This is a genomic window from Sphingorhabdus sp. Alg231-15 (assembly GCF_900149705.1).
In the GTDB taxonomy this organism is placed as follows: domain Bacteria; phylum Pseudomonadota; class Alphaproteobacteria; order Sphingomonadales; family Sphingomonadaceae; genus Parasphingorhabdus.
The window spans coordinates 2,269,052-2,285,341 of the sequence record NZ_LT703001.1; the positions used below are offsets into that span (position 1 = coordinate 2,269,052).

Genomic DNA, 16,290 nt, shown 5'->3' on the forward strand with positions numbered 1-16,290 from the left:
TCTATCCTGCCCTTTGATGGTTTTGCGGAAAATCCGTTCACGTCGCGTCTTTGGGGAGCAGGAAGTATATTTTGCGGTTGGCGAAGTCGATTGCCATCCGATCAAATTTGCGCAGCGCGTCCATGCCCAAGAACATCGCGGGTTTTTTATCAAGGTTAAGCGCCGCAAAGGGCGCGATATCGGCAAAGGCGATTGGAATGACCCCGAAACGCGCACGACCGATATGTAGCTCACTGGCTACACCATAGTCAGCGGCGACGGACCGGCCGGTCACGTCCAGCAGATTGATCTGTTGCAGAGCCGAACGCTTCATTCGCAAGCGGCGTTGCAATGCCTTATTCCCGATGGAGAGCTCACCGCCTGTATCAATAATCACGCTGACCTTGATTCCAGAGATTTCGGCATTGGTGAAAATCAGCTGGCCTGAACGTCGCCGCGCGGTAACAACAATTTCGCGGCGCGAACGCGCTTTGCGTTTTATCGATGTGTCCTCAACAGAAATGGCGCTGGTGATAAAGTCAAAGAGTATGCGCTGTCCCTGCAGACTATCGAGACCCAAAACACCGTCGGCGCCAATATTGGTTGATCGGAATGTTGGCGCGACCAGGCCGCCATAGCTGCGGCTGCCCAATGTCAGCTCCGGCACATAGACGGTTTGCACCACCGTGCTTCCCGCCAAAGCAATGATGTTGACCTCGTCTTCCAGTTCCAGGGTTAGGCTGCCCGCCACTTCTTTGGATAATATTGTGCGTTGTGCCGCGGTATCGATAATGAACTTGAATGGACCGCTTCCTTCGATACTGACCGGAACGGTCATGCGCGCCATCCGATCTTCGGCAATCGCGATTTGCTCGGCATCAGGTTTGATGAACTGATCGGGCAAACGGTCGGCTAATATTGCTTCCGGCTCTATGATTTCGGGAATGGCGGCCGCTGCTTCCGGCAAGGCGGTTCCGGGTTCAGCGACTTGCAACGAGAACATCAGAGGCAAGGCTGCACTTATGGAGGAAAATATACTCATATTTGTGTAGATACTCCAATTTCCACCCTGCGACAAATTTTACGGGCACGATGGGTCAGTTCAATCGCCGCGCATCGCCTCTTGAATCAGACTTTCCGCTTCGATGAGCAGTGCGTCATCGGTCGCACCTTGTGCGACATGTTCGCGGCCGATCATGACCAACACAGGTACCGCTAATGGACTGACTCGATCGAGTTCGACATGGACCATTGAGCCCGCCGCCCTGTCCAAAAGGTCTCCCAATCGCGCAACGTCTGTCATCCTTGCACGGGCATCGGCCCAGGCGGCCTGCATCAGCAAATGATCTGGCTCGTACTTGCGCAACACGTCAAAAATTAGATCAGTGGAAAAAGTCACCTGCTTCCCGGTTTTGCGCTTACCGGGATGTTGGCGGTCGACGAGCCCACTGATCACCGCCACCTCCCGAAAGGCGCGTTTGAGCAGATAACTGCCTTCGATCCAGTCGAAAAACTCGTCTTCCAAAATGTCGGCGCTAAACAGCGCCGCGGGATCGGTCACCGGTTCGACGCTCCAGCAGGCCAATGCATAGTCATTGGCAACAAAGCCAATGGGTTTCAGTCCCCTTGTTTCCATCCGCCGTGTGAGCAGCATGCCCAGCGACTGATGCGCATTCCACCCCTCGAAACTATAGGCCGTCATATAATGCAGGCCTTTATGCGGGAATGTCTCGACCAAAAGCTGCCCTGGTTCGGGCAATTGCGAGCGATGGTCCTGCATCTCCAGCCATTCGCGTACATCATCGGGGAAACGCGCCCACCCCGCCCGATCCGTTAGGAACCCCCTCACCCGGTCGGACAAATGTGTGGTGAGGGGTAGCCGCAGGCCCATATAACTCGGGATCATGGCCGCTTTTTTGGTTGCACGGACAATGACATCCGAGCTGTCCAATTTGATCAGTTCGAGACTCATGCCGGCAAAGAAAAACGTGTCGCCGGTGCTGAGAATCGCCGCGAAACTCTCTTCCACCTTGCCGAGATTGCGGCCATTTTTGAACCGAACGGTCATCATTGCGGCATCAACAATGATTCCTGCATTCATCCGGTGTTGAGTGGCAAAGCGCGGGTGAACAAGATGCCAGATGCCTTTGGCATCGCGCCGCAACCGCTTGAACTTGTCATAGGCTTTAAGCGCATAGCCGCCGTCTCGCGTAAAGCCGAGCACGCGGTCAAATGTCTCCTTGTCGAGCGTGCTGAAAGGCAGGGACGATTGTAGTTCATCGAGCAGATCGTCTTCCTGAAACGGGGCTGCGCAGGCACAGGTCATGACATGCTGCGCGAGGACATCGAGCCCGCCGGGGCGGAACGGCTCACCGTCACGCTTTCCTTCGTTGACCGCATCCAGCGCAGCCTGCGCTTCGAGATATTCAAAGCGGTTGCCGGGTACCAGCAACGCCTTGGACGAGACATCCAGCCGGTGATTGGCGCGGCCAATGCGCTGAAGCAATCGTGAACTACCCTTGGGCGCACCCATTTGGATGACGCAATCAATGTCGCCCCAATCGACACCAAGGTCCAGGGAGGCTGTACAGACCAGCGCGCGCATCTTTCCCGACGCCATAGCATTTTCGACTTTGCGCCGGGCTTCTTTGGAGAGGCTGCCGTGATGTACTCCGATTGGCAGTGTGTCCTCGTTTATCTCCCATAATTTCTGGAATATAAACTCGGCCAGAAAACGCGTATTGGTGAAGACCAGTGTCATTCGGTTGGCTTTGATCTGTTCCATCACCTGCGGGACGGCATAGACACCGGCATGGCCCGCCCATGGCACACGGATCTTCTCGCCCTGTGGCGTTTCGGGGATCATGATTGCGATATCAGCAGGCGCACCCTCTTCGCCCAACACATGAGTGACCGCATTGATATCGCCATAGGGCGCCAGCCATGCGCGAAAATCGTCGGGATCAGCCACAGTCGCCGATAAGGCGGCGCGGCGCATGTCCGGAGCAATCCTTTGCAGTCTGGCTAAGGATAGCGAAAGCAAGTCCCCGCGCTTGCCGGACGCAAAGGCATGCACTTCATCGACGATGACGTGCTTCAGCTTGGCAAAAAGTGCAAAGCTGTCCTCTTGACTCAAGAGTAGATTGAGCGATTCCGGCGTGGTCAGCAATATTTGCGGCGGCTTCACCCGCTGGCGTGCTTTGCGATTGGCTGGCGTATCACCGCTGCGCGTTTCGACTTTGATAGGCAAGCCCATTTCGTCAATGGGTGTCAACAGGTTGCGCTGGACATCGACGGCCAGCGCCTTGAGCGGAGAGATATAGAGCGTATGCAGTCCGTCAAAATCAGGTTGGTCAATCAAATCGACCAGGCTGGGCAAAAAGCCTGCTAGAGTTTTGCCCGCTCCGGTTGGCGCGGTGAGCAAGGCATGTTGTCCCGCCCTCGCGGCATGCAGCATCTCGATCTGGTGACGCCGCACGGTCCATCCGCGAGAGGCGAACCAGTCTTGAAGCGGTTGGGGAAGTTTCGGCTGTTTCACCGGGGCACTGTAGGCTATTTTCTCAGTTCCGCCATCAACCCGAATAATTGCGTGACATCGGGCGGTGTCGTATCGCCAGCATATTCACGGTAAAGCGTCGAAACATTGACCGCGATCCGTTCACTATCTCCCCAGCTTGAAAAATCACCCAGTTTTATATCATGCGCGGCATCGCGCACCGACAAACCGGCCTCATAACGTTTGCGCGCCTCATCATCGATATAATGCAAATAGTCCTGCACGCGTCGAACACCGGCTTCATCGGTGATAGGACCGTGGCCTGGAACAATCGTGTCGGGTTTGAGGTCAATAATATAATCGCATGCGGCGATCCAGTTCGAAACAGGGCCGGCCCACATAATCGGTGTGCCTTCGATAAAGAGAATGTCACCGGTAAAAACCGTTTTGTCATCGGGCACATGGACCAAGACATCTCCGGCTGTATGGGCGGGGCCAACTTCAACCAGATCAACCTGCTTGTTGCCAACCATCACGCTATATTCGCCGCTGAACGTTTTGGTCGGGTGCTTTTCGGCGACATCGGTGAAGTCAAAGCTGCCGAAAATATCAACCAGATACTGCCCAGTCGGGCCCATATCCTTTGCTTGCGCCATGATTGCGGCCAAAGCGGGGGCCGGCAGTTCGTCCATCTCCTTGGCGCTGGCTTCTGAGGCAATGACTTCGGCATGCTGGCAGCAACCATTGCCATGCGTGTGATCCCCGTTTGCGTGGGTGTTAACTATGGTACCAATATCATCAGCGCCAACGCCTGCCGCATCGGCCATGGTCGCCAGCATATCGCGGGTTAGGCTGGCATCGAACAATGTGTCGACCAGCAAGGATTGATCGCCATCGGTAATCAAACCGGCATTGGACCAGCCCCATCCGCCATCCGGCTGCAAATAGGCAAAAATACCGTTACCGGTTTCATACAGACCTTTCTGGAAGGGAATATTGTCCATGTTACCTCTCGCTTTGCTGCTATTATTTTGTTCTGACAGCTTTCAGACGATTTGAATAGAGGACTGAATTGAGAACTGGCTTCAGGCCTTATTGTATAAAAACTCAAATTATTATATTGATCTAGCCGAAAAATATGGATGAATCAGAGCGCCCTCATTTTGGAATAGAACGGCTTTTCGTGCTGGCGCTACTGGTGATTATTTCACTTGCGTTTGCGATGCTGATAGAACCGTTTTTCGGTGCTATTGTCTGGGGCGTTGTGGTCGCAGTCTTGTTTCAGCCGGTCTATCAAAAAATTGCGAGCTGGCTTTTTCCGCGGGCTAATCTCGCAGCCTTCCTGACCGTGATTCTCGTCATAATGTTGGTTATCGTACCTGCCATTCTGCTCGGCATGGCCTTGGTGCAAGAGGCGACGAGCGCTTACGCCAGCATCCAGGCGGGCGAAATTGATTTTGGTGGTGCCTTTGTTGCTTTTCAGAATAGTTTGCCAGTCTGGGCGCAAAACCAGCTTGCTGCGTATGGCTATGGCGATCTGGCAACGGTGCGGCCGCAGATTGAAGAAGCCATTGGCAGCAGCCTCGAATTTCTGATTGCGCAGGCCTTGAGCTTTGGTCAGGGCGCATTTCGATTTCTGCTCGCACTGGGCGTGATGCTCTATCTGACTTTCTTCCTGTTACGTGACGGGCGCGGCCTGGCAGCGCAAATTGAGAATATTGTACCGTTATCGGAAAGCAAAAGCGCCATTCTGATCGACAAGTTTTTTGTCGTAATTCTTGCAACGATAAAGGGCAGTTTTGTTGTGGCGTTGCTTCAGGGAACAATTGGCGGCCTGATATTCTGGGCGCTAGATATCCGCGGGGCTTTGCTCTGGGCTGTATCGATGGCGATATTGTCGCTTATCCCCGCAATCGGCACTGGTTTTGTCTGGGTACCGGTCGCCATTTATCTGCTCGTCACAGGATCGATCTGGCAAGGTGTCGTTCTAATTCTGTCGGGCATATTCATCATCAGCCTGATCGATAATATTGTCCGGCCCATATTGGTCGGTCGCGACACACGGATGCCGGATTACGTCGTACTGATTTCGACCCTGGGCGGACTGCAGCTATTTGGTTTCAACGGTATTGTTATCGGCCCGCTTCTTGCTGCGTTGTTCATTGCAGTCTGGCGAATTTTTGCCGAGATGAATAAAGCCGAGAGAGAACGTCTGGCCAAGGTCAGGGTCGCAAATGATAAGTCAAAGCCATCGCAATAATATGTTTCACGGCCTTAGTCGGGATCTCTTGACCAACATCAAAAACAACCGCTCGCGTGCCTTCAAATTTCAAAATGTTGCCATATAGCTGCTTGTATCGCTCGACCAGATCGGTCTGACAATGGACGTATAGTGCATAGTGATCGTCTGAATTCTTGTGGCGGTTGATGCGGATGGTCGTGCCGGACTTTGTGGTGGAGGTTAGAAAGGCTGGCTGACCCCATTTCAGTGTTTCTTCCAGCGGGCCGACGGCGCGATTTCCGGCGGCAGTTTCGAGTATCAACGCCCGTAACCGCACCAGTCGATCAGCCATGGCTTTTGGATGGTCATCCAAAACAGATTGGGTCTGTGACGGCAGTTTAGCGTTCATGGCGTCATCCTGTGGGGCCAGCCTCGAGTTACATCCAGCGATCTCCTGATATCGCAAAGTTATGACTTTAGCCAATGCCAGAAGAATGCCGAGACTGCGTTAAGAGGTGCCATCTCCATCAAAGTTCTGAGAGGAGAACACCGACGATGAATCCACCTTCTGAAAGCCCAATAAGTTTCCATCAACATCCCGGGCGATCAACATCTGCCCTCCATCCATTGGCAGCGCTTCGCTAACGATCGATCCGCCGGCGGTAATCAGTTTTTCTCTCGCGGCTGCAAGATCCTCAACATCGAATACGATCATGGCAAAACCCGGTGCATCCAATGGCCTCGGCTTTTTGGGCAAGGTGGTCGGATGACTTGTATATTGCGCGATTTCGAGTTCCATATTTCTCACTTGAAAAAACGCCATTTTGAGCTTGGTGTTTGGCAGCCCGGATACGCTGTCAAAATTTTCACCCTGAAGATTGATAAACCGGCCCAGCCGGCGCGGCTCCTCTTGTTCCAGCAATATCGAGTAAAATTTCACAATGCGGTCAAAATCAGGAGTTGCGAGTGCAACATGCCGAATACGATAATCATATTTGGGAGGCTCTGCGCGATCCAGCTTGCTGATATCCACATGTTCAAATTCGTACATTGTCCGATTGGCGTCGCGGGCATAAGCATATTCGACAGGATTTTCCGGGTTGAGGGTCGTCATATTTGGAGTTCCATTGACCGGTTTGGCACCAGCTTTCAGAAACCGTGAATAGGCTTTCGTTTCCTTGTTTACCTGAAATGCGACATGAGCAATGCCTGGCCCATATACTTCAACCTTCGGATATGTTTCGCGGGAAGCATCGGCATTCTCAAATTGAACAAAGCGAAGCTGTGCATTGTTGCTTCGCATCAATCGCGATTTTGCAATAAAATTCTCTCTTCCCAATAAAGATGCAGATCCAGGGATCTGATCCATCTCGCGCTCATCGACCATTTTCAGCTTCACGGTATTTCCATATAGTTTCGTAGCCTGATCAAGGTCATTGACCGTCACGCTGACATAGTTGATCCCTCGAATGACAGCGTCTTCAGGTCTTTCCGATGCTTCGCCAAAGACCAGAAACGAACAGCCGCCCAATAGGAAGAGTAGAGGAAAAAGAAGAAAGCGCATCGGGGACTTCTCCGAAAATAGAATATTAATTGCGGGTTATGAATCTGCGTCATAACGGGTTGATGACGCCGCGTGGAACATATAAAGTGAACGTGTTCATATTATTTATGTGAAGCCACTAATGTCAACCGCATTTTGAGATCATCTGACCATTCGATATGCTATGTGGCCGCAGGAACCAGAATCAGCTGGTGATATCAGATATATAGAGGATGCTTGATGCCAAGGCCGGTTATTACTCCCGAACAGCGGCGCGAAACGCGCGAGCGCATCAGGTCTGCTGCGGCCATGTTGGTGCGACAAGGTAATCCTGAAAAAATCACTATCCGGGCGGTTGCAAAGCAGGCCGAAGTATCCGTTGGCACCATCTATAAATATTTTGAAGACATCTCGGATCTCGGGCGCTCCCTCTGGGAGGAACCGGTCAACGAATTGCGTGCGCAAATGTCAGACATTGCTGAGTCGATTGATGACCCCACCGCCAGAATCCATGCGTTGCTTTGCGCCTATGTAGAATTTGCCCGAGAGAAGCATCGTGTCTTTCGAGGAGCATTTCTTTATGTACGCCCCGATTCCCGGCCGATACCGGATCAGACAGCATTGGAAGAGGAGCCATATTTCCAGTTTCTTACGTCTGCAATTGCCGAAGGCCAGGAAACCGGTGCTATTATTGACGGTGATCCGAAGATGCTTGCCCAACTGCTATGGGCCGCTTTGCATGGCGCACTCGCCTTGCCGATCAATATTGAACGTATTGCCTTTGATCCACCCGAGCAGATTGCCGATGCAATGATCAAATCGATCATGGCGCTGATCGACAAAAATGAGTGAATCCGATTTTCTGACTGTGCGTTCTTGATGTCTGGCCACATTGACACGTGACTCGAAGGGATATAATGAACATGTTCACTTTATAGATACGTCCCTGTAAATCCGAACGTGCGAGAGACAAAATGTCGGCCACCAAACCTTTTCCTCAAGACCAAACCAATCGATTTTCAGAAGAGAAACCGTTTAAAAACAAGGAACTGCCTGCGCGCGCACCCTTTGCACGTTTGATTGAGAAATGGGCGGGGATGCCGCTGAACATTATCGAATCAGCTGGTTCCTATATCATTGCCAGACCTATGAATTGGGCACTGAAGCATCTTGATGCCGCTTCTTACAAACTCGAAGGAACATTTTTACGGCGTGTCTTGTCGCACACGATCTTTCCCGCGACCCTGATCATATCGCTCATCATAGGCTTTGAGTTTGCAAAAAACGGAGTGACATTTGACTCGCTTTTAACGTTGGCACTTATTCCGGTGATCATCGGCAGCATTTTCGCACCGCTGGAGCGTTTGATGCCCTTCAGTCGAAACTGGCTGGAAGGTGGCAATGATACATCGGTCGATATCATGATGTTCATTTCCGGCGCTTTCTGGAACGGCTTTGCCAAATATCTAATTCAGGTTCTGTTTCTGGTAAGCCTTGTCGAACTGTTGGAACCCTACGGACATAATCTGTGGCCGACAAACTTGCCGGGCGTTGTCCAAGTCTTCCTGTTCATATTGATCAAAGACTTCTTCCGTTACTGGCTACATCGCGCACTGCATGAAGTTCCCTTTCTGTGGCGGTTTCATGCTGCCCATCATTCGGTCAAGCGCTTATACTGGCTCAACGGTATTCGCAGCCACCCCATTGAGGTTGTCGGCCAGGCCCTGCTCTTTGCAATCCCCTATGCGCTCCTGCAGCCTTCTGCAGAGATCATAATGGTTGCAATACTGATGCAGCTCAGCATCGGGATTTTCCAGCATAGCAATATCGATCTGAAGCTTGGTTTTTGGGAATATATTTTCTCGATCGGCGATAATCACCGCTATCATCACTATCCCGATAAAGCCGTTGGCGATTCCAATTATGGCGGTGAATTTATCGTGTGGGATATCCTGTTCGGCACCTTTCACAAGGTGAAGGGCGAACGCCCACATGATAAGATCGGAATTGGCACATCCCCCAACTATCCCATGACCATGGCCGGACTGCTGATCGCGCCATTCGTGTCGGATCAAAAAATATTTGGTCCGCAAAACATCCAAGAGCAGGATAATGAAAAATAGAAGGACCCAATCTGGACCAATGAATGACGCGCTGGTTCGGCAATATGTCCGCTTTGGGATGAAGCAGCTATTGCGGCCGCTAATGCCCGACAGTCTCGCCCCGTTCCAAACCGGACAATGCCAGTTGCGCATCGATCTGCGCCATTAGCCGCACAAGTCCTTCTTCCGACTTCGCCTCAGCGCGCGCAACCAGCACATCCTGGGTATTGGATGCCCTCAGCAGCCACCAGCCGTCTTCAGTGTTCACTCGCGCACCATCGGTATTGTTGACGTCAGCGCCATCGGCCGCAAGCCGTTCCAAAATTTCTTCAATCACAGTAAACTTGCGACTTTCATCGACCTGAAAGCGCATTTCCGGCGTATTTATCATTTCAACCATATCGCTACGCAGCTGGGTAACACTTTTGCCAATATTGGCCGCTGCCTGAATCAGACGAACGGCCGCATAAGGCGCATCATCAAAACCGTAATAGTCATGTTTGAAAAAGACATGACCGCTCATTTCGCCCGCAAGCGGTGACGATACTTCCTTCATTTTCGACTTGATCAAGCTGTGTCCGGTTTTCCACATGAGTGGCTCGCCGCCCAAAGCTGCGATCCTGTCATAAAGCGCCTGCGAAGCCTTTACATCCGCAATAATCGTCGCACCGGGCTCCGACCTCAGCACGTCTTCGGCATAGATTTGTAGCAGCTGATCGCCCCATATTACGCGCCCTTCCCCATCAATCGCGCCGATACGATCACCATCGCCGTCAAAGGCCACGCCGAAATCGAGCTTTTTCTCCGCGACAAGTTTTTTCAGGTCGGCCAGATTTTTCTCTTCGGTAGGATCAGGATGGTGATTGGGAAAACTGCCATCGACATCGGTGTATAGCAGATGATGCTCGCCCGGCAGGTTTGCAGTGAGTTTTTCGATCACCGGACCCGCAGCGCCATTGCCTGCATCCCAGCCAATTTTCATCGCGTCTCCGGTGAAGTTCTGGGTCAGTCGCGCCACATATTCATCGATAATGTCGATGCGCTCAATACTACCCACTGCATCATCGGCGGGCTTGTCCCAGTCGCCGTTCGCTGCCATCGCGCCGAGTTTTTGAATATCCGCACCGAAAAACGGGCGTCCCTGAAATACCATTTTAAAGCCATTATAGTTGGCGGGATTATGGCTACCGGTGATCTCGATTCCGCCCTGCACCTGTTCCAGCACGCATTCCGCATAATATAGCATTGGTGTTGGCCCCATGCCAATCGAAACGGCATTGACACCAGCATCATTTAGCCCTTCGATAAGCGCATCTTCGAGCGTTGGAGAACTGGTCCGGCCATCATAGCCGGTAACGACTGCCGTGCCCCCGGCCCGTGCGATCAATGTACCAAAGCCCCGGCCGATCGCGTAGGCATCATCATTGCCCAGTGTTTCACCGATGATCCCGCGAATATCATATTCCCGCAAACTGGACGGATCAAACTGATGGGAAGTGCGTGCGGTCATGAATGATTTTTCCTTAATGGAGGGTGGGTTTTGAAGGGAAGCCTTGCGTATGCAATAATATAAAGACCTTGGTGCAAAAGCTAGCCCCATATGGTTTTCGCATCGCGCCAGCGGGTCGGCTTAACGGTGATTGATGGTTTGCAGTTCCTCGAGCAATATGTCCCGCGCCCTGTTGATTTGACGGGCTATTTGCTCGTCACCACCGCGGTCGGGATGATGTTCGCTAAGGCATGCACGCCAGGCGTTGTTGATCGTTGCCTGATCGGCCTCGTCAGGCACACCCAAAAGTGATCTTGCCCGGTCCAGTTCGAAATCACGGGGTTTGCGTTGCTCAGACTTGTCAGTCTTTAGATCGGCTAAAAGCTTGGACCCGCTCCATGCTGCTGCCGCAATAACGAGCCCGCTGCCCATGATCCAGTTACCGCCGCGAAACAAATTGACACCCAGCAAAGCAACCACCACGGCCAACCAGTCATTGGTGTTCATAGTCTTTGCTCGGCCGGACAGGATCAGGGCCGCGATGACCGAAGCGCTGAGGACCAGCATGAACGTCATGGATCAGGCGACCAGTTGGGGTTTGCCAAAGCTTGGCCGTTCGCCCTCTGGTTGGGGCAGCGCCAGATGTTTGATCAACTCACGCAATTCCTGTCGTGCAGCAATATGGCTGGTGGCAAGTCGTCCAAGATGTTGCTTGTCGAGCATTGTCAGGCCTGCGGGAAAGAGCTCACGATAAATAACCCGTTCGCTTAGTCCTGGGATCACGCGAAAACCCACGCGCTGGGATAGCTCCGTCAAAGCAGAGATAACCCGTTGCATATTATGCGCTTCGACATGTTGGGTGCGATTGCGCAGCACCACCCAGTCAATCGTTGTGCCGTCCGCCTTGGCCCGGGCTTTACGAGCCTCCCAGATAAGTTCGGCATAAAAGCTGAGTTTACGGACCTTGAAAGTCTCGGGATCCACTTGTCCGATCAGATCAAAATCGACGAAGCTGTCATTAATTGGGGTCACCAAGGTATTGGCGCGGGTCGCGACAAAGCGAGCAAATTTATCATCCCGGCCGGGAGTATCATATAGCAGATAGTCAACGCCGTGACTCATCCGCTCAACCAGCTGTTCAAGCCGGGCAAGATTGTCATGTTCGAATACTTCAAAATAGGGCTGCGGAATTTCAATATCCAGCCTGTCCATCGTCGCTTTGCGGTTTTCTAGATAGCGATATAGGGTGCGCTGGCGCGGATCGAGATCGATGACCGCGACCTTATGCCCCTGATAAGCAAGCGCAACAGCCACATGAACGGCGGTGGTGGACTTGCCGGTTCCGCCTTTTTCATTGGCAAAAACTATATGATGCGCTTTGCTGTCGGTCACTTGGTTGAATATACCCCTATTCTGGTCAGAGAAACCAAATTCTCGGCGCAGGATAGTGCTCCAAACATCGCTGCCCCTGAAAGTTTGCTACCCTAAACGGCCTTTGAATAAAAGGACCCGTGACAAAAACTTACGAATAGCATTGAGAAGAAACAGAAGGTTTGTCGGTTATATCATGGCGTTTGATAACCGCTTCCAAACCATGAAAAATATCTGCTGCATACTATTCATGACTCCGGCCGAAATCGGGTGCGGCATCATCCTGACCTTCTTCAATAATCCGGCGGCGGATGGCCCGGGTTTTTGTGAATAGGTCAAATAGCTCGTCGCCCTTGTCCCAGCGGATGGCGCGTTGCAGAGCGGTGAGATCTTCAGAAAAGCGTTGTAGCATTTCCAGCACAGCGTCCTTGTTCGACATGAACACATCACGCCACATGGTGGGATCGGAGGCCGCGATGCGAGTGAAGTCACGAAAGCCACCAGCTGAATATTTGATCACTTCGCTGCGCGTGACATCTTCCAGATCCGATGCAGTGCCAACTATCGTATAGGCGATCAGATGCGGTAAATGGCTGGTCACGGCAAGCACAAGGTCATGATGCTTTGCATCCATAATCTCGATATTTGCACCCAGTTTTTCCCAGAAGGCACGCACGCGTTCGATATCGCCTTTCTCGGCATCTTCTGGCGGCGTCAATATACACCAACGGTCGTGGAACAGGGTGGCAAAACCGGCATCTGGCCCGCTATGTTCAGTGCCCGCGACCGGATGAGCCGGGATGATCCGCGCATCCGGCAAGGCAGCTTGCAGTGAAGCAATAACATTGCCTTTGGACGATCCAACATCGCTGATGACCGCTTCTTTGGGCAGGTCTTCTGCCATTTCTGAAGCAATTGACGCCATGGCCCCAACCGGCACGCAAAGCAGTACAAGATCGGCATCGATCACAGCTGCACCGGCGCTGTCCGCAACATCATCGCAAAAGCCGAGCTCCTGCACCCGGGCGCGAACGGCGGCGTCGGCGTCAAAACCGGTGACCCGCGCGGACGGCATGCTGGCTTTCACGCCATGGGCGATGGAAGAGCCGATCAGTCCCAGGCCAATAATCGTGATATTCGCGAAAGGCAGCATCAGGCGCTGGTTTCCAATATTGACCTTAGTGCGTCCATAAACCCGCGATTTTCGTCTTCCGTTCCAATGGTGATCCGCAGCGCATGGCCGAGTCCCTGAGCCGGCAATCTGCGAACGACGTAGCCAGCATCCACCAATTTCCGGTCCGCTATTTCTGCGCTCACCGTTCCATCAAACAGCACCAATATGAAATTGGCGGCGGATGGAATGGCGCGCAGTCCGTGATTGGATAAGGCGGCTATCTCGCCGACCATCCATTCGCGCTCTTTGGCATTATGCTCCCGGCTTTGGATAACGAAATTCTGATCGGCCAAAGCTGCGATGGCCGCAGCCTGGCCAGCGCTTGTCACATTAAAAGGTCCGCGGATCCGATTAAGCGTGTCGATAAGATGCGGCTGACCATAGGCCCAGCCAATACGTTCAGCGGCGAGCCCATAGATTTTCGAGAAAGTCCGTGTGATCAAGACATTGCAATGCTGGCGCGCCAGTTCGAAACTGGCGGAACCGTCATTATCGAGATATTCTCCATAAGCCTGATCCAGCACCAGCACGACATCTTCCGGTAGGCCTGCGTGGAGGCGTTTGATCTCACTGTCAGACGTGAGAGTGCCGGTCGGGTTGTTGGGATTGGCCAGATAGATAACGCGCGTTTTATCCGTCACCAGCGCCAGCAACCCGTCCACGTCAGTGCCGTAATCATTGTCGGGTGCCATCACCACTTCTGCGCCAACCTTGCGCGTGGCAATCTCGTAAACCATGAACCCGTAGTTGACATGGATAATCTCGTCACCGACGCCAGCATAACCGGCAGCAACCAGATTCAAAAGTTCATCAGACCCGGTTCCGCAGACGATCCGGTCCGCTTCCACCCCATAGGTGTCCGCTAGCGTATTCCGCAGGGCATGACTGGCCGGATCGGGATAGCGTGCAACATTGCCCGCCTGTGCTGCTAACGCTGCACTGGCATCCGCGCTACAGCCAAGAGGATTTTCATTGGCGGAAAGCTTGACGAGGACGCGCCCATCATCGGCTTTGGCCTTGCCGGGTGTGTAGGCGTGAATCGCCGATATGTATGATTTGGGCTCTGGTTTGGTCATGGTCCGGCCTTACCCGCGCTATCCAGAACGATCAACAACAGTGTTCATAACTGCTATGCTAAGCACCTATAAACGCTTGCTAGTCTGCGCCTGCCTGATAATGCTACGCCAATGAATGAGGATGATCGGTTCGGCCTGAACAGGAATGTTCGCCTGCTGGGGCCGCTGCCATTGGACAGCGGAGCCCAGCTTGCGCCTGTGGATCTTGCTTATGAAACCTATGGCACGCTCAATGCCGCTGCGAGCAATGCGATCCTGATCTGCCATGCGCTGACCGGCGATCAATATGTCGCTTCGACCCATCCGGTCACCGGCAAGGGTGGCTGGTGGACCCGCATGGTTGGACCGGGCAAGCCAGTCGACACTGACCGGCATTTTGTTGTTTGCGCTAATGTGATTGGCAGCTGCATGGGTTCGTCTGGGCCTGCAACAATAAATCCGGCAACCGAAAAGCCCTGGGGGATGGACTTTCCAGTGCTGACCATCGCGGACATGGTGCGTGCGCAGGCATTGCTTCTCGACCATCTGGGCATAGAGCGCCTTCATGCCGTCATCGGCGGTTCAATGGGCGGAATGCAGGCGATAAGCTGGACTGCGCTCTACCCTGAGCGAGTCAGATCGGCGGTGATTATCGCTTCTGCGGCCCGCCATAGCGCTCAGAATATTGCCTTTCACGAGGTCGGCCGACAAGCGATCATGGCTGACCCGCGCTGGCGCGGAGGGGCCTATTATGCCGATGATGATCCGCCGAGCAGCGGCCTTGCAGTGGCACGTATGGCTGCGCACATCACTTATCTGTCGGAAGCAGGTCTGACCGAAAAATTTGGCCGCAGGCTACAAGATCGGGACAGCAAGACATTCGGCTTTGATGCGGATTTTCAGGTGGAAAGCTATTTGCGCCATCAGGGAATCAGCTTTGTCGATCGTTTTGACGCCAACAGCTATCTTTATATCACTCGGGCGATGGATTATTTTGATCTGGCCGAAGCTCATGGCGGAACATTGGCCCAGGCGTTCAAGGGATCCCAAACACGCTTTTGTTTGATCAGCTTTGATACCGATTGGCTCTATCCGACCAGTGAATCCCGGACCATAGTTCATGCCTTGAATGCGGCCGGTGCAGCAGCAAGCTTTGTCGAACTGTCCAGTGCCTTTGGTCATGACAGCTTCCTGCTCGAAAACCCTGAAATGAACCGGATTGTCGACGGCTTTTTGAAGGCGGGGGAAGATCTATGACCAAACTCCGCCCCGATTTGCAGATTATCGCTGACAATGTCAGCGCCAACGCGCGCATTCTCGACATTGGATGCGGCGACGGCGCATTGATGGCGGCCTTACGCGATCAAAAGCAGGTCGATGCACGCGGTTTGGAGATTGATCCGGCCAATGTCGCGAGCGCGGTGAGTAAAGGCCTGTCGGTTGTGCAAGGGGATGCCGACACCGATCTGTCTGCCTATCCGGATGGCAGTTTCGACTATGCGATCCTCAGCCAAACGCTGCAGACTACCCACCGACCTGATCAGATCGTTGATGAATTGCTGCGCATAGGTAAGCAGGCCTTTGTCAGCTTCCCCAATTTCGCCCACTGGCGCGTACGGATGTCGCTGTTGTTCGGCGGCCGTATGCCGGTGACGCGCCTATTGCCGCAAACCTGGTTTGATACGCCCAATATCCACCATGTCACTATTGATGATTTTCGGGCGCTGGTGCGCGATGGTAGGCTCGTGCAAGAGGGGCAATGGTTTCTCAGCGGCGATAAACAAACCACTCGCGGCATGGCCAATCTGCTCGCGGAACATGCAGTGTTTTTGTTAAAGCGTTAAGCAGCAACCCATAGTT

General features: G+C 53.1%; 15 protein-coding genes. 5 read left to right on the plus strand and 10 right to left on the minus strand.

What is annotated here, in order from left to right:
• Positions 1-37: 37 nt before the first annotated feature.
• The 3 genes from DG177_RS11155 to DG177_RS11165 are packed head-to-tail and all read right to left on the minus strand — an operon-like array spanning position 38 to position 4,479.
• Entirely contained in the window at positions 38-1,021 is a 984-nt protein-coding gene (locus DG177_RS11155; protein ID WP_108811545.1) for an aspartyl protease family protein, read from the minus strand.
• A 60-nt stretch (positions 1,022-1,081) separates the two neighbouring features.
• Complete coding sequence (locus DG177_RS11160; protein WP_108811546.1) at positions 1,082-3,517, minus strand: ligase-associated DNA damage response DEXH box helicase; 2,436 nt, start codon at positions 3,515-3,517, stop codon at positions 1,082-1,084.
• Positions 3,518-3,531: 14 nt separating this feature from the next.
• Positions 3,532-4,479 carry an MBL fold metallo-hydrolase gene (locus DG177_RS11165; protein WP_108811547.1) on the minus strand — a complete coding sequence of 316 codons (948 nt, stop codon included), beginning with the start codon at positions 4,477-4,479 and terminating at the stop codon, positions 3,532-3,534.
• Between the two features lie 134 nt (positions 4,480-4,613).
• On the opposite strand from DG177_RS11165, the gene DG177_RS11170 reads away from it, so the two are divergent.
• Complete coding sequence (locus tag DG177_RS11170; RefSeq protein WP_108811548.1) at positions 4,614-5,735, plus strand: AI-2E family transporter; 1,122 nt, start codon at positions 4,614-4,616, stop codon at positions 5,733-5,735.
• Here DG177_RS11170 and DG177_RS11175 read toward each other — a convergent pair.
• Together DG177_RS11175 and DG177_RS11180 are read right to left on the minus strand one after the other, a co-directional pair.
• A complete protein-coding gene (locus DG177_RS11175; protein WP_108811549.1) occupies positions 5,698-6,105 on the minus strand; it encodes a DUF1801 domain-containing protein in 408 nt (135 codons plus the stop codon). The two genes, DG177_RS11170 and DG177_RS11175, sit on opposite strands and share 38 nt — an antisense overlap.
• Positions 6,106-6,204: 99 nt before the next feature.
• Positions 6,205-7,260: a VOC family protein gene (locus DG177_RS11180; protein ID WP_108811550.1), complete on the minus strand. Its 1,056-nt coding sequence runs from the start codon at positions 7,258-7,260 to the stop codon at positions 6,205-6,207.
• 219 nt (positions 7,261-7,479) lie between these two features.
• Here DG177_RS11180 and DG177_RS11185 point away from each other — a divergent pair, with 219 nt between their 5' ends.
• Together DG177_RS11185 and DG177_RS11190 are read left to right on the plus strand one after the other, a co-directional pair.
• On the plus strand, positions 7,480-8,091 hold the full coding sequence (locus DG177_RS11185; RefSeq protein ID WP_108811551.1) for a WHG domain-containing protein: 612 nt from the start codon (positions 7,480-7,482) through the stop codon (positions 8,089-8,091).
• Between the two features lie 122 nt (positions 8,092-8,213).
• Positions 8,214-9,362, plus strand: a complete 1,149-nt coding sequence (locus tag DG177_RS11190) for a sterol desaturase family protein (RefSeq protein ID WP_108811552.1) — start codon at positions 8,214-8,216, stop codon at positions 9,360-9,362.
• 79 nt (positions 9,363-9,441) lie between these two features.
• On the opposite strand, the gene pgmG is transcribed toward DG177_RS11190, so the two are convergent.
• From pgmG to hisC, 5 genes are all read right to left on the minus strand, one after another.
• Positions 9,442-10,851, minus strand: a complete 1,410-nt coding sequence (gene pgmG / locus DG177_RS11195) for a phosphoglucomutase/phosphomannomutase PgmG (protein WP_108811553.1) — start codon at positions 10,849-10,851, stop codon at positions 9,442-9,444.
• Positions 10,852-10,971: 120 nt separating this feature from the next.
• A complete protein-coding gene (locus tag DG177_RS11200) occupies positions 10,972-11,406 on the minus strand; it encodes a DnaJ domain-containing protein (protein WP_108811554.1) in 435 nt (144 codons plus the stop codon).
• A 3-nt stretch (positions 11,407-11,409) separates the two neighbouring features.
• Positions 11,410-12,222: a division plane positioning ATPase MipZ gene (locus DG177_RS11205; protein WP_108811555.1), complete on the minus strand. Its 813-nt coding sequence runs from the start codon at positions 12,220-12,222 to the stop codon at positions 11,410-11,412.
• A 223-nt stretch (positions 12,223-12,445) separates the two neighbouring features.
• A complete protein-coding gene (locus DG177_RS11210) occupies positions 12,446-13,354 on the minus strand; it encodes a prephenate/arogenate dehydrogenase family protein (RefSeq protein ID WP_108811556.1) in 909 nt (302 codons plus the stop codon).
• Positions 13,354-14,451: a histidinol-phosphate transaminase gene (gene hisC, locus DG177_RS11215; protein ID WP_108811557.1), complete on the minus strand. Its 1,098-nt coding sequence runs from the start codon at positions 14,449-14,451 to the stop codon at positions 13,354-13,356. The genes DG177_RS11210 and hisC overlap by 1 nt, the downstream gene beginning before the upstream one ends.
• A gap of 111 nt (positions 14,452-14,562) precedes the next feature.
• Between hisC and metX the strand changes: the two genes are divergently transcribed.
• Together metX and metW are read left to right on the plus strand one after the other, a co-directional pair.
• Positions 14,563-15,687 (plus strand): homoserine O-acetyltransferase MetX, encoded by a 1,125-nt coding sequence (gene metX / locus DG177_RS11220; RefSeq protein ID WP_108811558.1) that lies wholly within the window; start codon positions 14,563-14,565, stop codon positions 15,685-15,687.
• Positions 15,684-16,274, plus strand: a complete 591-nt coding sequence (gene metW, locus DG177_RS11225; protein ID WP_108811559.1) for a methionine biosynthesis protein MetW — start codon at positions 15,684-15,686, stop codon at positions 16,272-16,274. Before metX ends, metW begins: the two co-directional genes overlap by 4 nt.
• Positions 16,275-16,290: the final 16 nt, after the last annotated feature.

Coding starts and splice junctions, on each gene's coding strand:
- DG177_RS11155 (WP_108811545.1), bottom strand. CDS start 1,021: ATGAGTATATTTTCCTCCATAAGTGCAGCCTTGCCTCTGATGTTCTCG.
- DG177_RS11165 (WP_108811547.1), bottom strand. CDS start 4,479: ATGGACAATATTCCCTTCCAGAAAGGTCTGTATGAAACCGGTAACGGT.
- DG177_RS11170 (WP_108811548.1), top strand. CDS start 4,614: ATGGATGAATCAGAGCGCCCTCATTTTGGAATAGAACGGCTTTTCGTG.
- DG177_RS11175 (WP_108811549.1), bottom strand. CDS start 6,105: ATGAACGCTAAACTGCCGTCACAGACCCAATCTGTTTTGGATGACCAT.
- DG177_RS11180 (WP_108811550.1), bottom strand. CDS start 7,260: ATGCGCTTTCTTCTTTTTCCTCTACTCTTCCTATTGGGCGGCTGTTCG.
- DG177_RS11185 (WP_108811551.1), top strand. CDS start 7,480: ATGCCAAGGCCGGTTATTACTCCCGAACAGCGGCGCGAAACGCGCGAG.
- DG177_RS11190 (WP_108811552.1), top strand. CDS start 8,214: ATGTCGGCCACCAAACCTTTTCCTCAAGACCAAACCAATCGATTTTCA.
- pgmG (WP_108811553.1), bottom strand. CDS start 10,851: ATGACCGCACGCACTTCCCATCAGTTTGATCCGTCCAGTTTGCGGGAA.
- DG177_RS11200 (WP_108811554.1), bottom strand. CDS start 11,406: ATGACGTTCATGCTGGTCCTCAGCGCTTCGGTCATCGCGGCCCTGATC.
- DG177_RS11210 (WP_108811556.1), bottom strand. CDS start 13,354: ATGCTGCCTTTCGCGAATATCACGATTATTGGCCTGGGACTGATCGGC.
- hisC (WP_108811557.1), bottom strand. CDS start 14,451: ATGACCAAACCAGAGCCCAAATCATACATATCGGCGATTCACGCCTAC.
- metX (WP_108811558.1), top strand. CDS start 14,563: ATGAATGAGGATGATCGGTTCGGCCTGAACAGGAATGTTCGCCTGCTG.
- metW (WP_108811559.1), top strand. CDS start 15,684: ATGACCAAACTCCGCCCCGATTTGCAGATTATCGCTGACAATGTCAGC.